The 16,120-nt window shown below is 33.2% G+C and carries 12 protein-coding genes and 1 pseudogene; 6 read left to right on the top strand and 7 right to left on the bottom strand.

Features of this window, described 5'->3' with window-relative positions:
* Nucleotides 1–136 precede the first annotated feature (136 nt).
* Together B5X64_RS11110 and B5X64_RS11105 are read right to left on the bottom strand one after the other, a co-directional pair.
* Nucleotides 137–742, bottom strand: a complete 606-nt coding sequence (locus tag B5X64_RS11110; protein WP_079465301.1) for a sugar O-acetyltransferase — start codon at nucleotides 740–742, stop codon at nucleotides 137–139.
* A gap of 85 nt (nucleotides 743–827) precedes the next feature.
* Nucleotides 828–1,705 (bottom strand): annotated as a pseudogene (locus B5X64_RS11105) (helix-turn-helix domain-containing protein).
* A 150-nt stretch (nucleotides 1,706–1,855) separates the two neighbouring features.
* Between B5X64_RS11105 and B5X64_RS11100 the strand changes: the two are divergent.
* The 6 genes from B5X64_RS11100 to B5X64_RS11075 all read left to right on the top strand — a co-directional run bounded on the left by B5X64_RS11100 (nucleotide 1,856) and on the right by B5X64_RS11075 (nucleotide 10,253).
* A complete protein-coding gene (locus B5X64_RS11100) occupies nucleotides 1,856–2,818 on the top strand; it encodes a bifunctional helix-turn-helix transcriptional regulator/GNAT family N-acetyltransferase (protein ID WP_079465300.1) in 963 nt (320 codons plus the stop codon).
* A gap of 417 nt (nucleotides 2,819–3,235) precedes the next feature.
* Entirely contained in the window at nucleotides 3,236–3,877 is a 642-nt protein-coding gene (locus B5X64_RS11095) for a DUF4272 domain-containing protein (protein ID WP_079465299.1), read from the top strand.
* Between the two features lie 147 nt (nucleotides 3,878–4,024).
* On the top strand, nucleotides 4,025–6,361 hold the full coding sequence (locus B5X64_RS11090) for a TonB-dependent receptor (RefSeq protein WP_228418873.1): 2,337 nt from the start codon (nucleotides 4,025–4,027) through the stop codon (nucleotides 6,359–6,361).
* Between the two features lie 85 nt (nucleotides 6,362–6,446).
* On the top strand, nucleotides 6,447–7,256 hold the full coding sequence (locus tag B5X64_RS11085; protein WP_079465298.1) for a DUF4249 domain-containing protein: 810 nt from the start codon (nucleotides 6,447–6,449) through the stop codon (nucleotides 7,254–7,256).
* A 418-nt stretch (nucleotides 7,257–7,674) separates the two neighbouring features.
* A complete protein-coding gene (locus B5X64_RS11080; RefSeq protein WP_228418870.1) occupies nucleotides 7,675–9,633 on the top strand; it encodes an outer membrane beta-barrel protein in 1,959 nt (652 codons plus the stop codon).
* A gap of 338 nt (nucleotides 9,634–9,971) precedes the next feature.
* A complete protein-coding gene (locus tag B5X64_RS11075) occupies nucleotides 9,972–10,253 on the top strand; it encodes a hypothetical protein (RefSeq protein ID WP_079465297.1) in 282 nt (93 codons plus the stop codon).
* Between the two features lie 52 nt (nucleotides 10,254–10,305).
* On the opposite strand, the gene B5X64_RS11070 is transcribed toward B5X64_RS11075, so the two are convergent.
* From B5X64_RS11070 to B5X64_RS11050, 5 genes are read right to left on the bottom strand one after another with little or no spacing between them, the layout of a single operon-like run.
* Nucleotides 10,306–10,677 (bottom strand): response regulator, encoded by a 372-nt coding sequence (locus B5X64_RS11070; RefSeq protein WP_079465296.1) that lies wholly within the window; start codon nucleotides 10,675–10,677, stop codon nucleotides 10,306–10,308.
* Nucleotides 10,678–10,710: 33 nt separating this feature from the next.
* Entirely contained in the window at nucleotides 10,711–11,283 is a 573-nt protein-coding gene (locus B5X64_RS11065) for a chemotaxis protein CheB (RefSeq protein WP_079465295.1), read from the bottom strand.
* 10 nt (nucleotides 11,284–11,293) lie between these two features.
* Nucleotides 11,294–12,124, bottom strand: coding sequence for a CheR family methyltransferase (locus B5X64_RS11060; protein WP_079465294.1), 831 nt, complete (start codon nucleotides 12,122–12,124; stop codon nucleotides 11,294–11,296).
* Between the two features lie 2 nt (nucleotides 12,125–12,126).
* Nucleotides 12,127–12,492, bottom strand: a complete 366-nt coding sequence (locus B5X64_RS11055) for a response regulator (RefSeq protein ID WP_079465293.1) — start codon at nucleotides 12,490–12,492, stop codon at nucleotides 12,127–12,129.
* A 15-nt stretch (nucleotides 12,493–12,507) separates the two neighbouring features.
* Nucleotides 12,508–16,116, bottom strand: coding sequence for a response regulator (locus B5X64_RS11050; protein ID WP_079465292.1), 3,609 nt, complete (start codon nucleotides 16,114–16,116; stop codon nucleotides 12,508–12,510).
* Nucleotides 16,117–16,120: the final 4 nt, after the last annotated feature.

The raw sequence follows: 16,120 nt of genomic DNA, 5'->3' as shown, positions 1-16,120 counted from the left end.
GATAGGATTTTTTTTAGTTTAGCGACACTAATTTCCGAATCCCTTTTTTTATTTCAAATAACAAATAAATGTTTCTTTAAGTCAAGATGACTTCATTAAGACAAAAACGCATAAAAACAGTATTTTATGATTAAATTTAAATATTTTCATTCTCTATTTTTTTAATGATCTTTGCAGGAATTCCACCGACAATTGTATCGTCGGGTACATTTTTTGAAACAACTGCTCCGGCTGCAACCACAGAATTTTCGCCAATGGTAACGCCCGGTAAAATGGTTGCATTTGCACCAATCCATGCATTTTTTTTAATATGAATCGCTTTGCCTATCAGTCCATTTCTTAATTTTGGATTTAATGGATGGTTTTCCGTGATAAGGCTAACTTTCGGGCCTATCAACACATCGTCTTCAATCGTTATTCCACCTAAGGCAAGAAAGGTACAGTCGAAATTGATGAATACATTTTTACCAATATTGATATGCTTTCCGTAATTGATATAAATAGGTGTAAACACAGCGATATTTTGAATTTCCTGATCTAAAATTTTACTCAATATTTTTGTAATCTCTTCAGGATCTGAGGAGTTGTTCATTTCTATGAGTAGTTTTTTGACTGCGAAAGATTCATCTCTCAATCTGTGCATTTGTGGATCGTTGGGGAGGATTGTTTCTCCAGCCAATAACCTCTCAAAAATATCTAATTGAGAAAGAATGGAAGCTGAAATATTTTGTGAATTCGGCATCTTAAATTGATTTGATAATAGAATACAAAGGTATCACGACATAAGAATAAGCCGTTAAAGATTATCAAACCAAAAACTAAGAATTTCAAACCTCGGTTAGTCGAAATGATTTGGGATTAGTTCCAGTTTGTTTTTTAAAAAAGTTATTAAAGTAAGTAGGATATTCAAATCCTAGAGCATAAGCGATTTCTGAAATACTCCAATCTGTGTGTAGTAAAAGAGCTTTCGCTTCTGTGATAATGCGCTCTGTAATATGAGCCGTTGTTGATTTTCCGGTAACCTCTTTTACAGCACGGTTGAGATAATTAATGTGTACATTCAAATGTTGCGCATAATGTTGTGCTGTTTTTAGCTGAGGAGGGTTTGCGGTCGTTTCAATTGGGAACTGCCGTTCCAACAATTCCAGAAAAACAGAAGTTATCTCGAAGATGCATTTTTGTTTTGCTCATAATTTTCAGAAGGTTCCATCTTTAGAGATTCGTGAATAATAAGACTTATATAATTTCTGATCAGTTCATCTTTATAGAGGTAGTCACTTTCCTGTTCGGCAATCATTTTCTGAAAAATAGTATTGAGAAAATCTCTTTGTTCGGATGTGATTTTTAAAACAGGAGTTCCGCCAATCTTAAAAAAAGACGATTGTTGCAAGCTCTCTGAACGTTCTGAATTTTTAAAAAAATCGGCAGAAAAAAGAATGGTATATCCTACATAAGTTGTAGAAATTGTTTCCCAGGAGTAAGGAATGTGTGGATTACCAAAAAAGAGAATCGTCCCTTCCTGTTCAAAAGTTTTATCGGAATAATGAATCTTACTTTTTCCTGTCGTAAGACAGATTTTATAGAACTCTTTTCTACTGTAGGTACGTGTTTCGTTACTGTCACTTTCAATTTGAAATGCCTTAAATCCTTGAAGCTTCAATTCATTATTAAATTCTGAAATTACTCTGATTACCTTCTCTTTCATTTGATAAAGTTAAGAAATTCAAACTTTAAAATACCATTTCATGTTCTTAAGTTTACCATAAACTCAGGAATATTTATTTTATAATGAAACATAAATTTTGCTATTCAAAATCATTTATATAATTTTATATAATCAGTTATGTAATTAATTATGGATATATTCAACCGTACAGGAAAAATGGCTCTAGGAAGCAGATTAAGATTGCTGACCAGCAAAGTTACTGAAGATGCAGCTCAGATTTATGAACTGTATAATATTGCAGGATTTTCTCCAAAATGGTTTCCTGTTTTCTTTGTTCTCTCTGAAACAGAAGAAAAAACCATTACCGAAATTGCTAAAGAAATTGGACATTCGCAGCCGTCTGTTACAAAAATCATCAAAGAAATGACTAAAGCAGGCTTAGTTAAAGACAAGCTTAACTCCAATGACAAACGAAGAAACGTTGTTGGTCTTACAGCCGAAGGAACTTCTTTAGCAAAGAAAATGATTGAAGAACAATGTGCCGATATTGATGTTGCTATTGATGAAATCATAAACCAAGCGACTAACAATCTCTGGGAAGCATTAGCAGAATGGGAGTTTTTACTGGAACAAAAATCTTTACTAAAAAGAGTAAAAGACCAAAAGAAACTACGTGAAAGCAAAGATGTTACAATTGCAGAATATGAGCCCAAATATCAATCAGCTTTCAAAGCTTTGAATGAAGAATGGATTTCTACTTTTTTTGAAATGGAGGAAGCCGACTATAAAGCATTAGACAATCCCAAAGAATATATTCTGGATAAAGGCGGAAAAATATTTGTCGCTCTTTATAAGGACGAGCCTTTAGGAGTTTGCGCTTTAATAAAAATGACCGACCAAAATTATGATTTTGAAATGGCAAAAATGGCAGTTTCCCCAAAAGCTCAGGGTAAAAACCTGGGTTGGCTTTTAGGACAGACCATTATAGATTCAGCTAAGCAATTAGGAGCCTCAAAAATATATTTAGAAAGCAATACCATTCTGGAACCGGCGATTAATTTATATCATAAAATGGGTTTTGAAAAGATTGTTGGCCATCAAACGCCTTACAAACGCTGCAATATTCAAATGGAATTAAATTTAGAAAAGTAGTTGATTTTTAGAAAAAAATAATCGTTGATCAAATCCAATGATTAGTACATTTTGTTTTCTAAACTGGTAAATAATTAGCACCTGAAAACTCTTTTTAAATTGAACTTTTCGTAAGTTAGCAAAACAGGAAATCACAATTATAAATCTATTTTTAGAGATTTTATTATTTTTAAAAATAAAAGCTGTTTAAACTAATTTGAAATTTAACCACAAAAGGAACAAAAGATAATTATAAAGCTATTATTAGATAATCAAAGTTCTCAAAAGACTAAAAAATCAAAGATTTTTAAAGATTTTTGTGTGCTTTTTTCTTTGTACTCATCAACTTTAGATAAAAGTATCTAAATCTTTTGCCTCTTTTGTGGTTAAATAAAAAGTTTAAACAAGTTTATAATTTAAACTATCAAATTCTAAATAATGACTGAAGAACAAAAGATTAAAGTAAGAGAATTTAATAATCAAATCATAGCCGATAGAAATTACAGATTTAATTCGTGGCTTCCGGTTTTGGAAGATCCTAATATGAGAAGTTTAGAAGAAATAAAAGGTAGAATGTCGGTAATGAATGCTTTGATTAATATTTCGTTTGAAGCACCCATAACTTTCATCAGAAAATGGATTGAAAAACATGATTTGACTTCATATCTTTCTAATTGGGAAAACGAAATTCTGCTTAAAGACAATGATGAATTGAGCGATTACGAAAGTAATTCTCTACGTTGGTATCTTGAAGGACTTTGGGCATTGATGTGGGCAACGAAAACAGTTCCTGATCTAGACGAAACCGAGTGGTGTGGCGAAAATATGGCAACATTTTTACCTAATCTTGAAGAAAATGAAAGTAATGAAAAGATCAACCAGCTAAAGGAAATCAGAACTGATGTTGAAATTTACAATATGCTTGATTTATACTACCGTTTCCATTGGTATTGCGTTGATGAAAGAATTAAAGGGGTGGAAGCTAAAATCAGCGAAGGTATCATTTATGAAAGAAGAAAAGCTTTGGAATGGCTTATCAACAAAGATTCTGATTGGGATGATATTGAGATGGGAACTTAATAAATTTTTAATATTCATCAACAATAAACAATCTACATTACCGTTGTTTAGGCAGATTTAAAGATTTTATTTCTCAGTGTTTTGAAGAATAAAATATCATATTGATTAATAAACTCTTTATTTGAATTCAAAAATAAACTAAAAAAATTGATACAGAAAACATCATTAAAAACTGCAACGACAATCGCTGCGGTCTGCTTTAGTTCGGTCATTTTTGCGCAGCAAAGATACTCAGTAAGCGGTACAGTAAAAGATAAAAAGAATGGCGAATTGCTCCTCGGAGTTGCTGTAAAAGTTGCCGAAGACCCTACCATTTCAGTCGTAGCCAACGAATACGGATTTTATTCACTCTCACTTCCAAAAGGTTCTTATACTTTAATTGTTTCCAATCCCGGTTTTAAAGATTTTCAGCAAATTATTAATGTTGAAGACAATATTAAGCAAAATCTTCAATTGGATCAGGAAGATGAGGAAAGAACGGCTAAAATTGATGAAGTCATTATTTCCAGTGTGAAAAAAGACAAAAATCTTTCGTCGGCACAAATGGGAACCGAAACTTTGAGCATTAAGCAAATTGATAAACTTCCCGTTTTGTTTGGTGAAAAAGATGTGATGAAAACCATTCAGCTTTTGCCCGGAATTAAAAGCAACGGTGAAGGAAGCAGTGGATTTTCTGTGAGAGGTGGAGCAACCGACCAGAATTTGATTTTATTGGATGAAGCAGCCGTTTATAACGCTTCGCATTTACTCGGATTTTTCAGTACATTCAATAGTGATGCATTGAAAGATGTAAGCATCATCAAAGGAAACAGTCCGGCTCAATATGGAGGAAGACTTTCGTCTGTTTTGGATGTAAAAATGAAAGATGGAAATAACCAGGATTACAACGTTAATGGAGGAATTGGTTTGATCAGCAGCAGATTGAGTGTAGAAGGACCGATTCAGAAAGAAAAATCATCATTTATTGTTTCTGGAAGACGAACGTATGCAGATGTTTTTCTGAAAGCGACAGACGATTTTAAAGACAGCAAATTATATTTTTATGATTTAAATCTAAAAGCCAATTATCAAATCAATGATAATAACCGATTATATTTATCCGGATATTTTGGAAGAGATGTTCTAGGTTTGGGCGATACTTTTTCGACAGATTGGGGAAACACCACCGCTACTCTACGCTGGAACAGCATTATTAACAGTAAATTATTTTCCAATACTTCATTTATTTACAGCAACTACAATTATAATGTAAGCTTAAGCAGCAACAATAATACTTTCGGGCTTGATTCTGAAATTGAAGACTGGAACTTGAAGCAGGATTTCTCTTGGTTCGCAGGCAATAAACATTCAGTAAAATTTGGTTTACAGTCAATTTATCATACGATTACACCAAGCAGTGCATCGGGAACAAGTGTAAGCAGTTTTCCGAGAAATCCGAGATATTCTTGGGAAAATGCAGTTTACATCAATGATGATTTTAAAGCAACAGAAAAGCTGACCATTAATTACGGAGCAAGATTGGCGATGTTCTCTGTTTTAGGTGGAGATACTTTCAACACGTATGAAAATGGAGCTTTAACCGATTCTGAATATTTAGAAAAAGGCAAATTCGGAAAAACGTATGTGAATATTGAACCGAGAATTACAGCCAATTACAGAATTAACCAAGTAAGCAGTATTAAAGGAGGCTATTCCAGAAATACTCAAAATTTACATTTATTAAGCAACAGCGGAAGCGGAAATCCTACCGATCAGTGGATTGGAAGCAGCTACACCGTAAAACCTGAAATTGCAGACCAAATAAGTGCAGGGTACAGCCGAAATTTTAATAATAACAATTATGAATTGAATGCTGAGATTTATTACAAATCAATGCAGAATCAAATTGATTATAAAAACGGAGCACAAATTTCGTTCGATACGGCGGCAGATGTAGAAAGTGAATTGCTATTCGGAAAAGGAAGAGCTTACGGTTTAGAATTAATTGCCAAAAAGAAAAGCGGAAAACTGACCGGCTGGATTTCTTATACTTTATCTAAAACCGAAAGAAAAATCAACGGAATCAACGATAACGAATGGTACGATGCAAGACAAGACAAAACGCATGATCTTTCTATTGTAGCAACATATCAATTAAATCCGAAATGGTCTTTCTCGGGATTATTCCTTTACAGTACAGGAAATGCTGTGACTTTCCCAACAGGGAAATATGAACTAAACGGACAAACCGTTTTTCAATATAGCAGCAGAAATGCAGACAGAATGCCTGCTTATCACAGAATGGATTTGAGCGCAACGTATGAACCGAGTTCTAATAAACGTTTTAAAGGATCTTGGTCATTTGGAGTGTATAATGTCTACGGAAGACAAAATGCATACACGATTACTTTTGAAAACAATCCAAATAACCCAGAAACAACAAGAGCGATGCAGACTTCGTTATTCCGTTGGGTTCCAAATATTACTTATAATTTCAAATTTTAATTCATAGTAATTTAACAATATATTTTAGATTTAAAATTTTATTCAACTAATCTCTAAGATCTAATTTCTAACTTCTATTTAATTTATGAAAAATATATTTTTAACCATATTATCTCTGTTTTTAGTCACTTCTTGCGAAAAGGAAATTGATCTAGATCTGGAAGACCAAAGTGGTAACATCGTTATAGAAGGGAACGTAACTAATCAGGATGGTCCCTATTATGTAAAGATTACAAAATCGGTTGCTTTTACTCAAGAAAATGAATATCCGCCAGTAGAAAATTTTAATGTTAATCTGAGTGATAATTTTGGTCAGTCAGAGACTTTACAATATATGGGGAATGGATATTACAAAACTAATTTTATTGAAGGGATATCTGGTCACACTTACACTTTAAAAATAATAGCAGAAGGAAAAGAATATATTGCACAAAGCACAATGCCTGAAGCAGTTCCTTTTGATGATTTAGAACAAGATTCATTTATGGTTGGTGGCGAAACAAGTTATACACTTTTACCTGTGTTTACAGATCCTCCAGCGTTAGGAAACCGTTATTTATTCAGTTATACTATAAATAATAAGCCTAAAAGATATTTTTCGGAGTTTTCTGATAATGTAAACAACGGAATGCTCAATCAAAGGCCTTTAATACTTCCAAACGACAGCGGCGATAATCCTGATGATGTAAAAGTGATTGTAGGTGATATGATACATGTAGAAATGAGATGTATTGACAATAATGTATATACTTTCTACTCAGCATTGCTTCAACTTATGGGAGGTGGTGCCGGAGGGGGCGTTACGCCAGCTAACCCACCCAGCAATATTAGCAATGGCGCTTTAGGTTATTTTTCTGCACATACAGTGAGCAAAAAAAATATCGCCATTCAGTAAAATTAGGTTTATTTTAAACCAAATTTATAGTAATAAGCACTAAATTTTTTATGAAAAGCTATTTTGAAGACTCAAAATAGCTTTTTTATTACCTTGATTTTTAAGCAGTTTTATATAACAAATTAACATTAACATAAATTAACACATTTTAAATGTAACAAATATTCCCATACCAGTGTCTTATAATTAAAATATATAACCTTTAATGAAAAAAATATTAGCACCCGTTGCTTTATTAATAGGAACTCTAGCTTTTTAACAGGTTGAGAAAGATACCATATAATCAAAAGCAAAAGAAATAGAGGAAGTTACTTTTGTTGCCAGAAAACCAACTGTAGAATCTAAGGTTGACCGTACCGTTTTTAACGTAGCAAACAGCTCTATTCTTGCAGGAAATACGACTTGGGATGTCTTACGAATGACGCCTTTGGTAAGCATTGATAACAATGATGCTTTAAAGGCAGAAGGTGAATCTGTAACTGTTTACATCAACGACAGAAAATCTGTTTTTACAGGAAAAGAACTGAAAGAATATTTACAGACAATGCCTGCGGATAATCTGATGAAAATAGAGGTTATTACAAGCCCTTCTTCAAGATATGAAGCTTCGGGATCGGTTATTAATATTGTTCTGAAAAAACGTGATGACGAAGGACTGAAAGGAAGCGTAACATTCAACAACAGACAAAACACACAAAATTCTCAGTACACTAATCTTAATCTTAATTATCATAAGAAAAAATTTACACAAACACTCGTAGGAAGTTACAGCGACAATGTATGGGTGCAAAAAAATTCATTATTGAATACTTTGTACGAAAATAATGAGGTAACACAAATTGATAACGATATTATTTACAAAGGTAAAAACCCTTCTATTTCCTCAACTTCTGAGTATGAAATTAATGATAAAAATAGTATAGGAGCTATTTTTGAATTTTATAAAGGAATAAGAAGCAACAGCTCTGAAACCAATGCAATTATCAACCAAAATGATAATTTTGATCGTTCGTATATTCAAAATCAAACTTCATCATCTACAAGTCCTACCTTCGGAACGAATATTTTTTATAAATATTACGACAAAGAAAAAAACAGAATTCTAGACGTTAGTTTAGGAACAAACTATGATGCAGAATCTGATAATAGCTATTATCTTAAAAATACTTTAACCAAAACAGGTGCAGCTTATGTAGACGAAATCGGAGTATTAACTGATGTTGAAAACAGAAATTATTATGTAAAAATAGATTACACTCAATCTTTAGGGAAATCGGGAGGAACATTTGAAGTCGGTGGTAAGATGAATTTTAATAATAATGTTATTCCCAATTCATTGTATGGAATATTACCAAATGGTCTGAGTAAGAACGACACATTCCGGTATGAAGACAACATCAATTCATTATACGCCAATTTCTCTAAAACTTTTTTCAAAAAATTAGAAACAAGAATTGGTATTCGTTATGAGTATATTGATTATAAAATCGGGCAGGATATTGCAGGAACTTCAAGAAAAGATTCCTATGGAAGCTTCTTACCCAATTTATTGCTTAAATATTCTTTCTCAGACAAATATGATTTAAGTTTAACATATAACAGAAATCTTTGGCGACCTTGGTATTCTGAGTTTAATCCATTTTTATTGCCTCGAAACGACGGACTGTACACCCGAGGAAATATGGATTTGAATCCGAATCCTAGTGATCGAATTTATATGAAATTTGGCTTTCTGAAAAAGTACTTTCTTTCCGCAAGGTATACCTTTACCAATCAGGACTATTGGACTGATTATGTCGTAGAAAACGGAGCAAAACCGGAGGACAAAAAAACCATTTCGCAGGAAAGTAATTTTACCGGAAATGTTCACAAATATTTTTTATATGCCAATACCAATCAATCTTTCTTAAAGAATAAATTAAGTGTAAATTTTAGTTTCGGATGGAATTATATCGACAACAGCGATTTTAATGAACGAAACGATTTAAAAGGCGATAAATATCTAAGTTACTGGGCGGGTTCTAGCAATTTAACGTATACGAACCTTTTTGATAAAAATATAAATTTGAGCGCATGGGTAGAAGTTTCAAATCAGAATAATGGAAATTCTTATGCAAACAAAACAAATATTTTTCATAATATTTCGGCAACAAAAATTTTCCCAAAAACTCAGATGGAATTTAGCTTGCAGTTGATGAATATTTTCGGAAGACCAAATTTCGATTCGACTTCATTTAGCCAAATCGGTACATTCAGAAATTCATCGAAATCTGACTGGTACGGGTTTTCATTAACATTTGTAAAACGATTTGGAAATCAAAAAGTAAAAGAAAATACAAAAACCGATGTTGAGAAAAACAGCGGTGGTGGAAAATAAGAAGTAGTTTTTTTTATCATTGGAACGGATGGTGAGCAATTCACTGTCCGTTTTTTTATTAATTTAAAAGGATATGAAATTCAAAAACATTTTATCCGAATATTTTTGTTTGCTATAATTTAACATAGTTTGGACTCATCTTAAATTTTAACACAAAAAAAATAAAGATTTATTTAATAAAAAGTCAACTTTTACCTTTACCAAAGGTGTTTTCATTTATTAAAATAAAGCAGATTTGTAATGAATAAAATACTGAATAGAAATAAAAACTGTTAATTCTTTATAAAAACACTGTATGGCATAAAAATTATTATACTTATATAGTAAAACACTTTAAGATGGAAACTACACAACAAAATAAAGATACAATAGCCTACTATTTAGCTTTTAACACACAACAACAATTTGGGATTGAGATCGATCTAAAAGACGAGTTTACATTTACAGAAAATCTCGTTTCAAAGAAAACAATTATTGCTCCTACTCTTTCAGAAAATATTTTATCGAAACCGGCGGTTAAAGAATTTTTATCGGCTTTAATCGGTGACATTAATAATGAAGAACTACCCTACAAGCTGCCAAATTCAGATCAGGAGCATATTATAAGAAATGTAGTATAAAACAGCAAATCCCGACAAAAAATATCGGGATTTTATTATTTAAGAAATTATTTTAAGCTTTTTCCTGCAGATATTTAGCTACTTTATCTTCCAAATCTTCAAGGTTAAAAGGCTTTGCAACATAATCATCTGCCTGAGCTTCTTTAGCCAAAGCTACAATATCATTATTTGCTGTTACATAAATTACCGGAATTGATTTAAACTCCTCATGATTCTTTAAAAGTTGGGTAGCCTCTACTCCACCAATTCTGGGAATCCAGTTATCCATGAGAATTACATCGGGTCTAAACTGAGAAACCTTTTCGATAATATCATGAGATGTTTCTGAAATTTCGACCTGATAACCATTTTCCTCAAAGATGATCGTGATCACTTCCAGAATTGTTTTATCATCATCAAAAATCAAAATTTTCTTATTACTCATATTCTTTATTTAGCTTTTTAATTAGTTTATTTTTTATAATTCATTGATGTGATCTGCCAGATTACCAGGTGTAACGAGCAGATCATATTTTACTTCTTCCATAGCGTGTTTAGGCATATAATTTACTTCAGCAGTTTCCGGATTTTGAATCCAGACTCTACCTTTATTTTTTTTAATATAAGACAAACCTTCAACGCCGTCTGCATTGGCTCCTGAAAGCAAAATCCCTACCAAAGTTTTACCGTAAACTTCTGCCGCAGATTTAAAAGTAACATCAATTGACGGTCGAGAATAATTCATCTTCTCAGAACTGTCTAGAGACATCGTTTTTTTGTTTTCAAATAAAAGATGATAGTCTGCAGGAACGATATAAATTTTATTTTTTTTAATATCTGTTTTATCATCAATCTCTACCACTTCAGTTGAAATGAATTGTTGAAGTAAAGTCTGTAAAATATTGGTTGAATGCGCTTTTCTGTGTAGCACCAATATAATGGAGAAATTTAAATTTTCATTTAAATTTTTAATCATTTCCAAAATCACCTGCAGACTTCCTGCAGAGCCGCCGATTAAAACCAATTCGGTATTTATAGCTTCAGTATGCATTGGTAAAATATTAGTTATGATCTATTTTTTTCCAGATTCTCTGATCATCAATCTGATGATAATTTTTGTCTAATTTAGAAAATCTAATCGTCTCTTTGGCTCCTAAAGCCAAAAAGCCTAAATTTTCTAAACTGTTATCAAAAAGTTTGAAAACTCTTTCCTGCAAACCACGGTCAAAATAAATAAGAACATTTCTACAAATAATTAGCTGGAAGCTGTTAAACGAACTATCCGAAACCAGATTATGGGTCGATAAAATCAGTTTTTCCTGCAGACTTTTATCAAATTTTGCACTGTCGTAATTCGCGGTATAATAATCTGAAAAATCTTTTTTCCCTCCGGATAACATATAATTTTCAGAATATAGTTTCATTTGCTGCAAAGGAAAAACTCCCGCTCTTGCTGTTTCTAAAACCGAAGGATTAAGATCTGTACCATAGATTAAGGATTTATGATACAAATTGGCTTCTTTCAATAAAATCGCCATAGAATAAGCTTCTTCGCCTGTAGAGCAACCTGCAACCCAAATTCTGATCAACGGATAGGTTCCCAATTGTGGTAAAATCTTTTCTCTTAAACCTTTAAAGAAATAAGGATCACGGAACATTTCGGTTACATTCACCGTTACTTCTTCCACAAAACGTTTCAAATATTCAGGCTCATTGATGAGCGTGTAACGCAATTCTGCAAAACTCGTAAATCTTTCTATCAAGCAAATACGATTTACCCTCCGTTTAAAAGAAGCTCTGCTGTAGCCGGAAAAATCGTATCCGTACAGCTCGTAGACATCTTTAATAAGAAATTCTACTTCTTCATCTTTTATAATACTTGGTTCGAGCATTTTTAAGAAAGTTTTTCGACGGCCGTTAATAATACATCAACATTGATCGGTTTTGAAACGTAATCCTGCGCTCCTACATCCAAGCATTTCTGGCGGTCTTCAGGCATTGCCTGTGCGGTGACTGCAATAATAGAAACCTCGCTGATTTCAGGTGTATTTCGGATGATTTTTATGGCTTCGTAGCCATCCATTTCTGGCATCATCATATCCATTAAAACCACAGAAATATCCTGATCTTTTTTAAGCATATCAATTGCTTCCAAAGCCATTGTAGAGCTCTCAATCTGATATCCTCTGGCTTTCAAAGTCAGCTTTAAGGCAAATATATTTCGTGGATCATCATCCACTATTAAAATTTTCTTATTCATCAGAATTTTATCTGTTTAAATTTCATACAACCAAACTCTAAGCAAAGACAAGAGCTGATCAATATCTACAGGTTTTGAAATATAATCTGAAGCTCCTGCATCAATGCATTTCTGGCGGTCTCCAATCATTGCTTTTGCTGTAATCGCAATAATAGGAAGCTTGGCAAATTTCGGCATTTTTCTGATTTCCTGAATGGTTTCATAGCCATCCATTTCAGGCATCATCATATCCATTAAAATTACGTCAATATCAGGATTTTGCTTGATCTGTTCCAAGGCGTGTTTTCCATCCATTGCAACAATGGCTTCCACTTTATATTTTTCTAAAGATTTGGTTAAAGAGAAAATATTTCGGGCATCGTCATCTGTAATCAAAATCTTTTTACCGCTTAAAACTTCGGTTAATGAGCCTAAAGTTTTCGTTCTTACATTTTCTAAAGAATTATTTTTTTCTTCAACTAAATGTAAAAACAAGCCCACTTCATCTAAAATTCTTTGATAAGAATGCGCAGTTTTCACTACGATAGAATCTGCATACTGTTTGATTTTCAGCTCTTCAGATTGAGACAGATTTCTTTCTGTAAAAATAATAATCGGCAGGTTTTCGAGACCTTCATAGCTTTTTATAGATTCTATTACCTGATATTCATTTCCACGGGAATCACCAATATCTAAAATCACACAATCGGTTTGGTTTGAAGTCAATGCCTTCACCACATCTTCAACATTATTCTCAATCGATAAAGAGATATTAAAGTTGCTTAGGAAATAAGATAATGCACTCGCATGTTTTGCATTTTCTTCCACAATCAGTACTTTCTGAGGGGATTTCCTGATGGCTTCTTCAATTTTTTTGAAAACATCAGCCATCTGATCTAAAGCCATTGGTTTATTAATGAAATCAATAGCGCCTTTCATCAGACTTTCTTTTTTCACATGAAGTACAGACATCATGTGCACCGGAATGTGCTTGGTTTCAGGATTTGATTTTAATTCATCCATTACCTTCCATCCGTCTTTTATAGGAAGCTGTACATCAAGTAAGATTGCTTGTGGATAATATTGTTGTGCGGCAGGCAAAGCATGATCGCCTCGTACCACAACGATCCCTTTATAATCCTGCATCCTTGCATATTTCAACAAAGCTTTTGCAAAATTGGTATCATCCTCAATAATCAGAATCACTTTATCACCTTCATTGATCTGATCTCTGTCGTCATCAACACTTTCCGGGATTTCCAGAATTATTTTTTCATAATATTCTGTTTCACCATCATCCAGAATATTCTGAATTTGCTCTACATCTTCACGGATAACATCTACCAAATCTTGATCAGTTTCATGCTTTGTAATTTCAGCAATCGGTTTAATCGGAATGACTAAACTAAACTCACTTCCTTCATTTACCTTACTTGTTAAGCTTAGTTCTCCGCCCAATAATCTTGCGATTTCTCGGCTTATCGACAATCCTAAACCTGTTCCCCCAAACTGTCTTCGGGTAGAACCATCAGCTTGCTGGAAAGCTTCAAAAATAATTTTCTGCTTATCTTCCGGGATTCCGATTCCGGTGTCTTTTACAGAGAAAATGATGAAGTCTTTATTTTTAGGATCTTTTTTAATATTTAAATCAATACTTCCTTGTTTTGTAAATTTCAATGAATTGGAAAGAAGATTTCTTAAAACCTGATCTACACGTAAACGGTCTGTTTCGATAACCTTTTCAACTTCTTTATCGATATTGATGTTAAATTGAAGCTTTTTATCTAAAAATACAGGGTTAAAGAGACTTTTCAAATCTTGTACAACTTCAGTAATCTCAATATCATGATATTCTAAAGTCATTTTTCCGGATTCTATTTTAGCCAAATCTAAAATTTCGTCAATCAATGTCAACAAACTACTTCCAGAACTTTGAATCACTTTTGCAGATTCCACCTGATCTTCATTCAGATTTTCTTCAGGATTTTCTGCCATCAATCGGGAAAGAAGAAGAATTGAGTTCAAAGGAGTACGCAATTCATGAGACATGTTTGCCAAAAATTCAGACTTGTATTTAGTGCTTAACGCCAGTTCTTCAACCTTTTTCTGAATTTCATTATTTCTTTCAGCAATCAGATGATTTTTATCTTCCAATAATCTGGAACGTTCTTCCAGTTCAGCATTTGCCTGCATCAGCTCTTCCTGCTGCACTCTCAGTTCTTCTTCTGAAGCCTGAAGTTTTTGGGTTTGCGCTTCCAGTTCTGTATTAAGGTTTTCCAATTCAGAATGCTGTACCTGCAGTTCCTCAGACTGAGCTTGGGTTTCTTCTAATAATTGCTGTTCTTTTTCGCGCCCTTTTGCAGCGTTTAGAGCAATTCCTATATTTCGTGTACCTTCTACAAAGAAATCGATTCTGTCCTGATCAAAATTAGCAATGGATGCTAGTTCTAAAACCCCAATACAGTGACCATCAGAAAGTATTGGGATTAACAATAATCCGTTTACTTTCAGTTTACTGCTTGCAAAACTTACAATAAAATCATTTTCTTTAAGATCGTTATACACTTTAGGTTTTTCGTTGACAAAAGTTTGTCCGATCATTCCTTCACCAGGTTCAAAGCTTTTTTTCATGTTGCTTTCTAAACCGAAAGCAGAATTAAGCCTTAAAATTCCTTCATCAAATATGTATAAAGATCCGTTGATGCATTTTCCGTATTCTATAATCTGATTCAGAGATCTTTCTGATACTTCTTTTACCGATTTGTTTCCTACTAAAGATTCATTTAATAATGCTAAACCTTTTTGTCGCCAGTCGCTTTTATTAATGGTTTCGAAAGATTTTTTTAAAGAATCTGTCATGTGATTAAGAGATCCTACCAAATCTCCCAAGTCGTCTTGCGAATTATCTACTACTTTCTGGGTGTAATCACCGTTGGCTACTCTGCTTGCAATCTGTTGAACAGCAGTTACACGACGTGATATCTGTGCATCTTTATCTCTTAGATCTTTTTCAAGCTTCTCTCGGCGTACAAGATCTGATCTTAATTTTAGATAGAAAAAAACGGTCACTACAATTGCAGAAATTGCAGAAAACACAATGAATATAACCGTAGTATTTGAAGAACGATTTAAGTCTTTATTTTTTATCTCCAGCTGAGCATCTTCATACTGTACAAAATCTTTTACCACTTTACGGCAATTGTCCATATAAGCCTTGCTCTCTAATATTTGCTGTTGAGTCATCACAATACCTTTGCGTCTGTTTTCAACATAAAATTTTAGATTATTAATGCTTTTTTCAACATTTTGTTCTAAAACAGCTAAACGCTTTTGTTGCGTTGAATCTGTTACATCTAAATTTTTTGCAAGTGCGATAGCGTTTGCATATTCACTTATACTTCGGTTGTAAGGTTCCAGAAAACTTTCTCTTCCGGTAAGCTGATAACCACGGCTTCCGGTTTCTGCATCTAAAAGCGCCACCAAAACATCTTTTACAGCGGTTGCTGCACGTCTGCTTTTTCCAACGCTTTCACGATGATTCATCTGGTTCTGAATACTCAGATATGAAGCAATTGAGCTTGCAATAAGTATCAATAATGAAAAACCGACACCGAACTGCAGATTTCTTAATATTTTTTTCGGCATAAAA

Source organism: Chryseobacterium balustinum, from assembly GCF_900168205.1.
Taxonomy (GTDB): domain Bacteria; phylum Bacteroidota; class Bacteroidia; order Flavobacteriales; family Weeksellaceae; genus Chryseobacterium; species Chryseobacterium balustinum.
This window is presented reverse-complemented; position numbering and strand designations above follow the sequence as displayed.

Excerpts from the sequence above, each read along its gene's own strand:
- B5X64_RS11055 (WP_079465293.1), bottom strand. The coding sequence starts at position 12,492 with ATGAATAAGAAAATTTTAATAGTGGATGATGATCCACGAAATATATTT.
- B5X64_RS11050 (WP_079465292.1), bottom strand. The coding sequence starts at position 16,116 with ATGCCGAAAAAAATATTAAGAAATCTGCAGTTCGGTGTCGGTTTTTCA.
- B5X64_RS11080 (WP_228418870.1), top strand. The coding sequence starts at position 7,675 with ATGACGCCTTTGGTAAGCATTGATAACAATGATGCTTTAAAGGCAGAA.
- B5X64_RS11100 (WP_079465300.1), top strand. The coding sequence starts at position 1,856 with ATGGATATATTCAACCGTACAGGAAAAATGGCTCTAGGAAGCAGATTA.
- B5X64_RS11085 (WP_079465298.1), top strand. The coding sequence starts at position 6,447 with ATGAAAAATATATTTTTAACCATATTATCTCTGTTTTTAGTCACTTCT.
- B5X64_RS11095 (WP_079465299.1), top strand. The coding sequence starts at position 3,236 with ATGACTGAAGAACAAAAGATTAAAGTAAGAGAATTTAATAATCAAATC.
- B5X64_RS11075 (WP_079465297.1), top strand. The coding sequence starts at position 9,972 with ATGGAAACTACACAACAAAATAAAGATACAATAGCCTACTATTTAGCT.
- B5X64_RS11065 (WP_079465295.1), bottom strand. The coding sequence starts at position 11,283 with ATGCATACTGAAGCTATAAATACCGAATTGGTTTTAATCGGCGGCTCT.
- B5X64_RS11060 (WP_079465294.1), bottom strand. The coding sequence starts at position 12,124 with ATGCTCGAACCAAGTATTATAAAAGATGAAGAAGTAGAATTTCTTATT.
- B5X64_RS11110 (WP_079465301.1), bottom strand. The coding sequence starts at position 742 with ATGCCGAATTCACAAAATATTTCAGCTTCCATTCTTTCTCAATTAGAT.
- B5X64_RS11070 (WP_079465296.1), bottom strand. The coding sequence starts at position 10,677 with ATGAGTAATAAGAAAATTTTGATTTTTGATGATGATAAAACAATTCTG.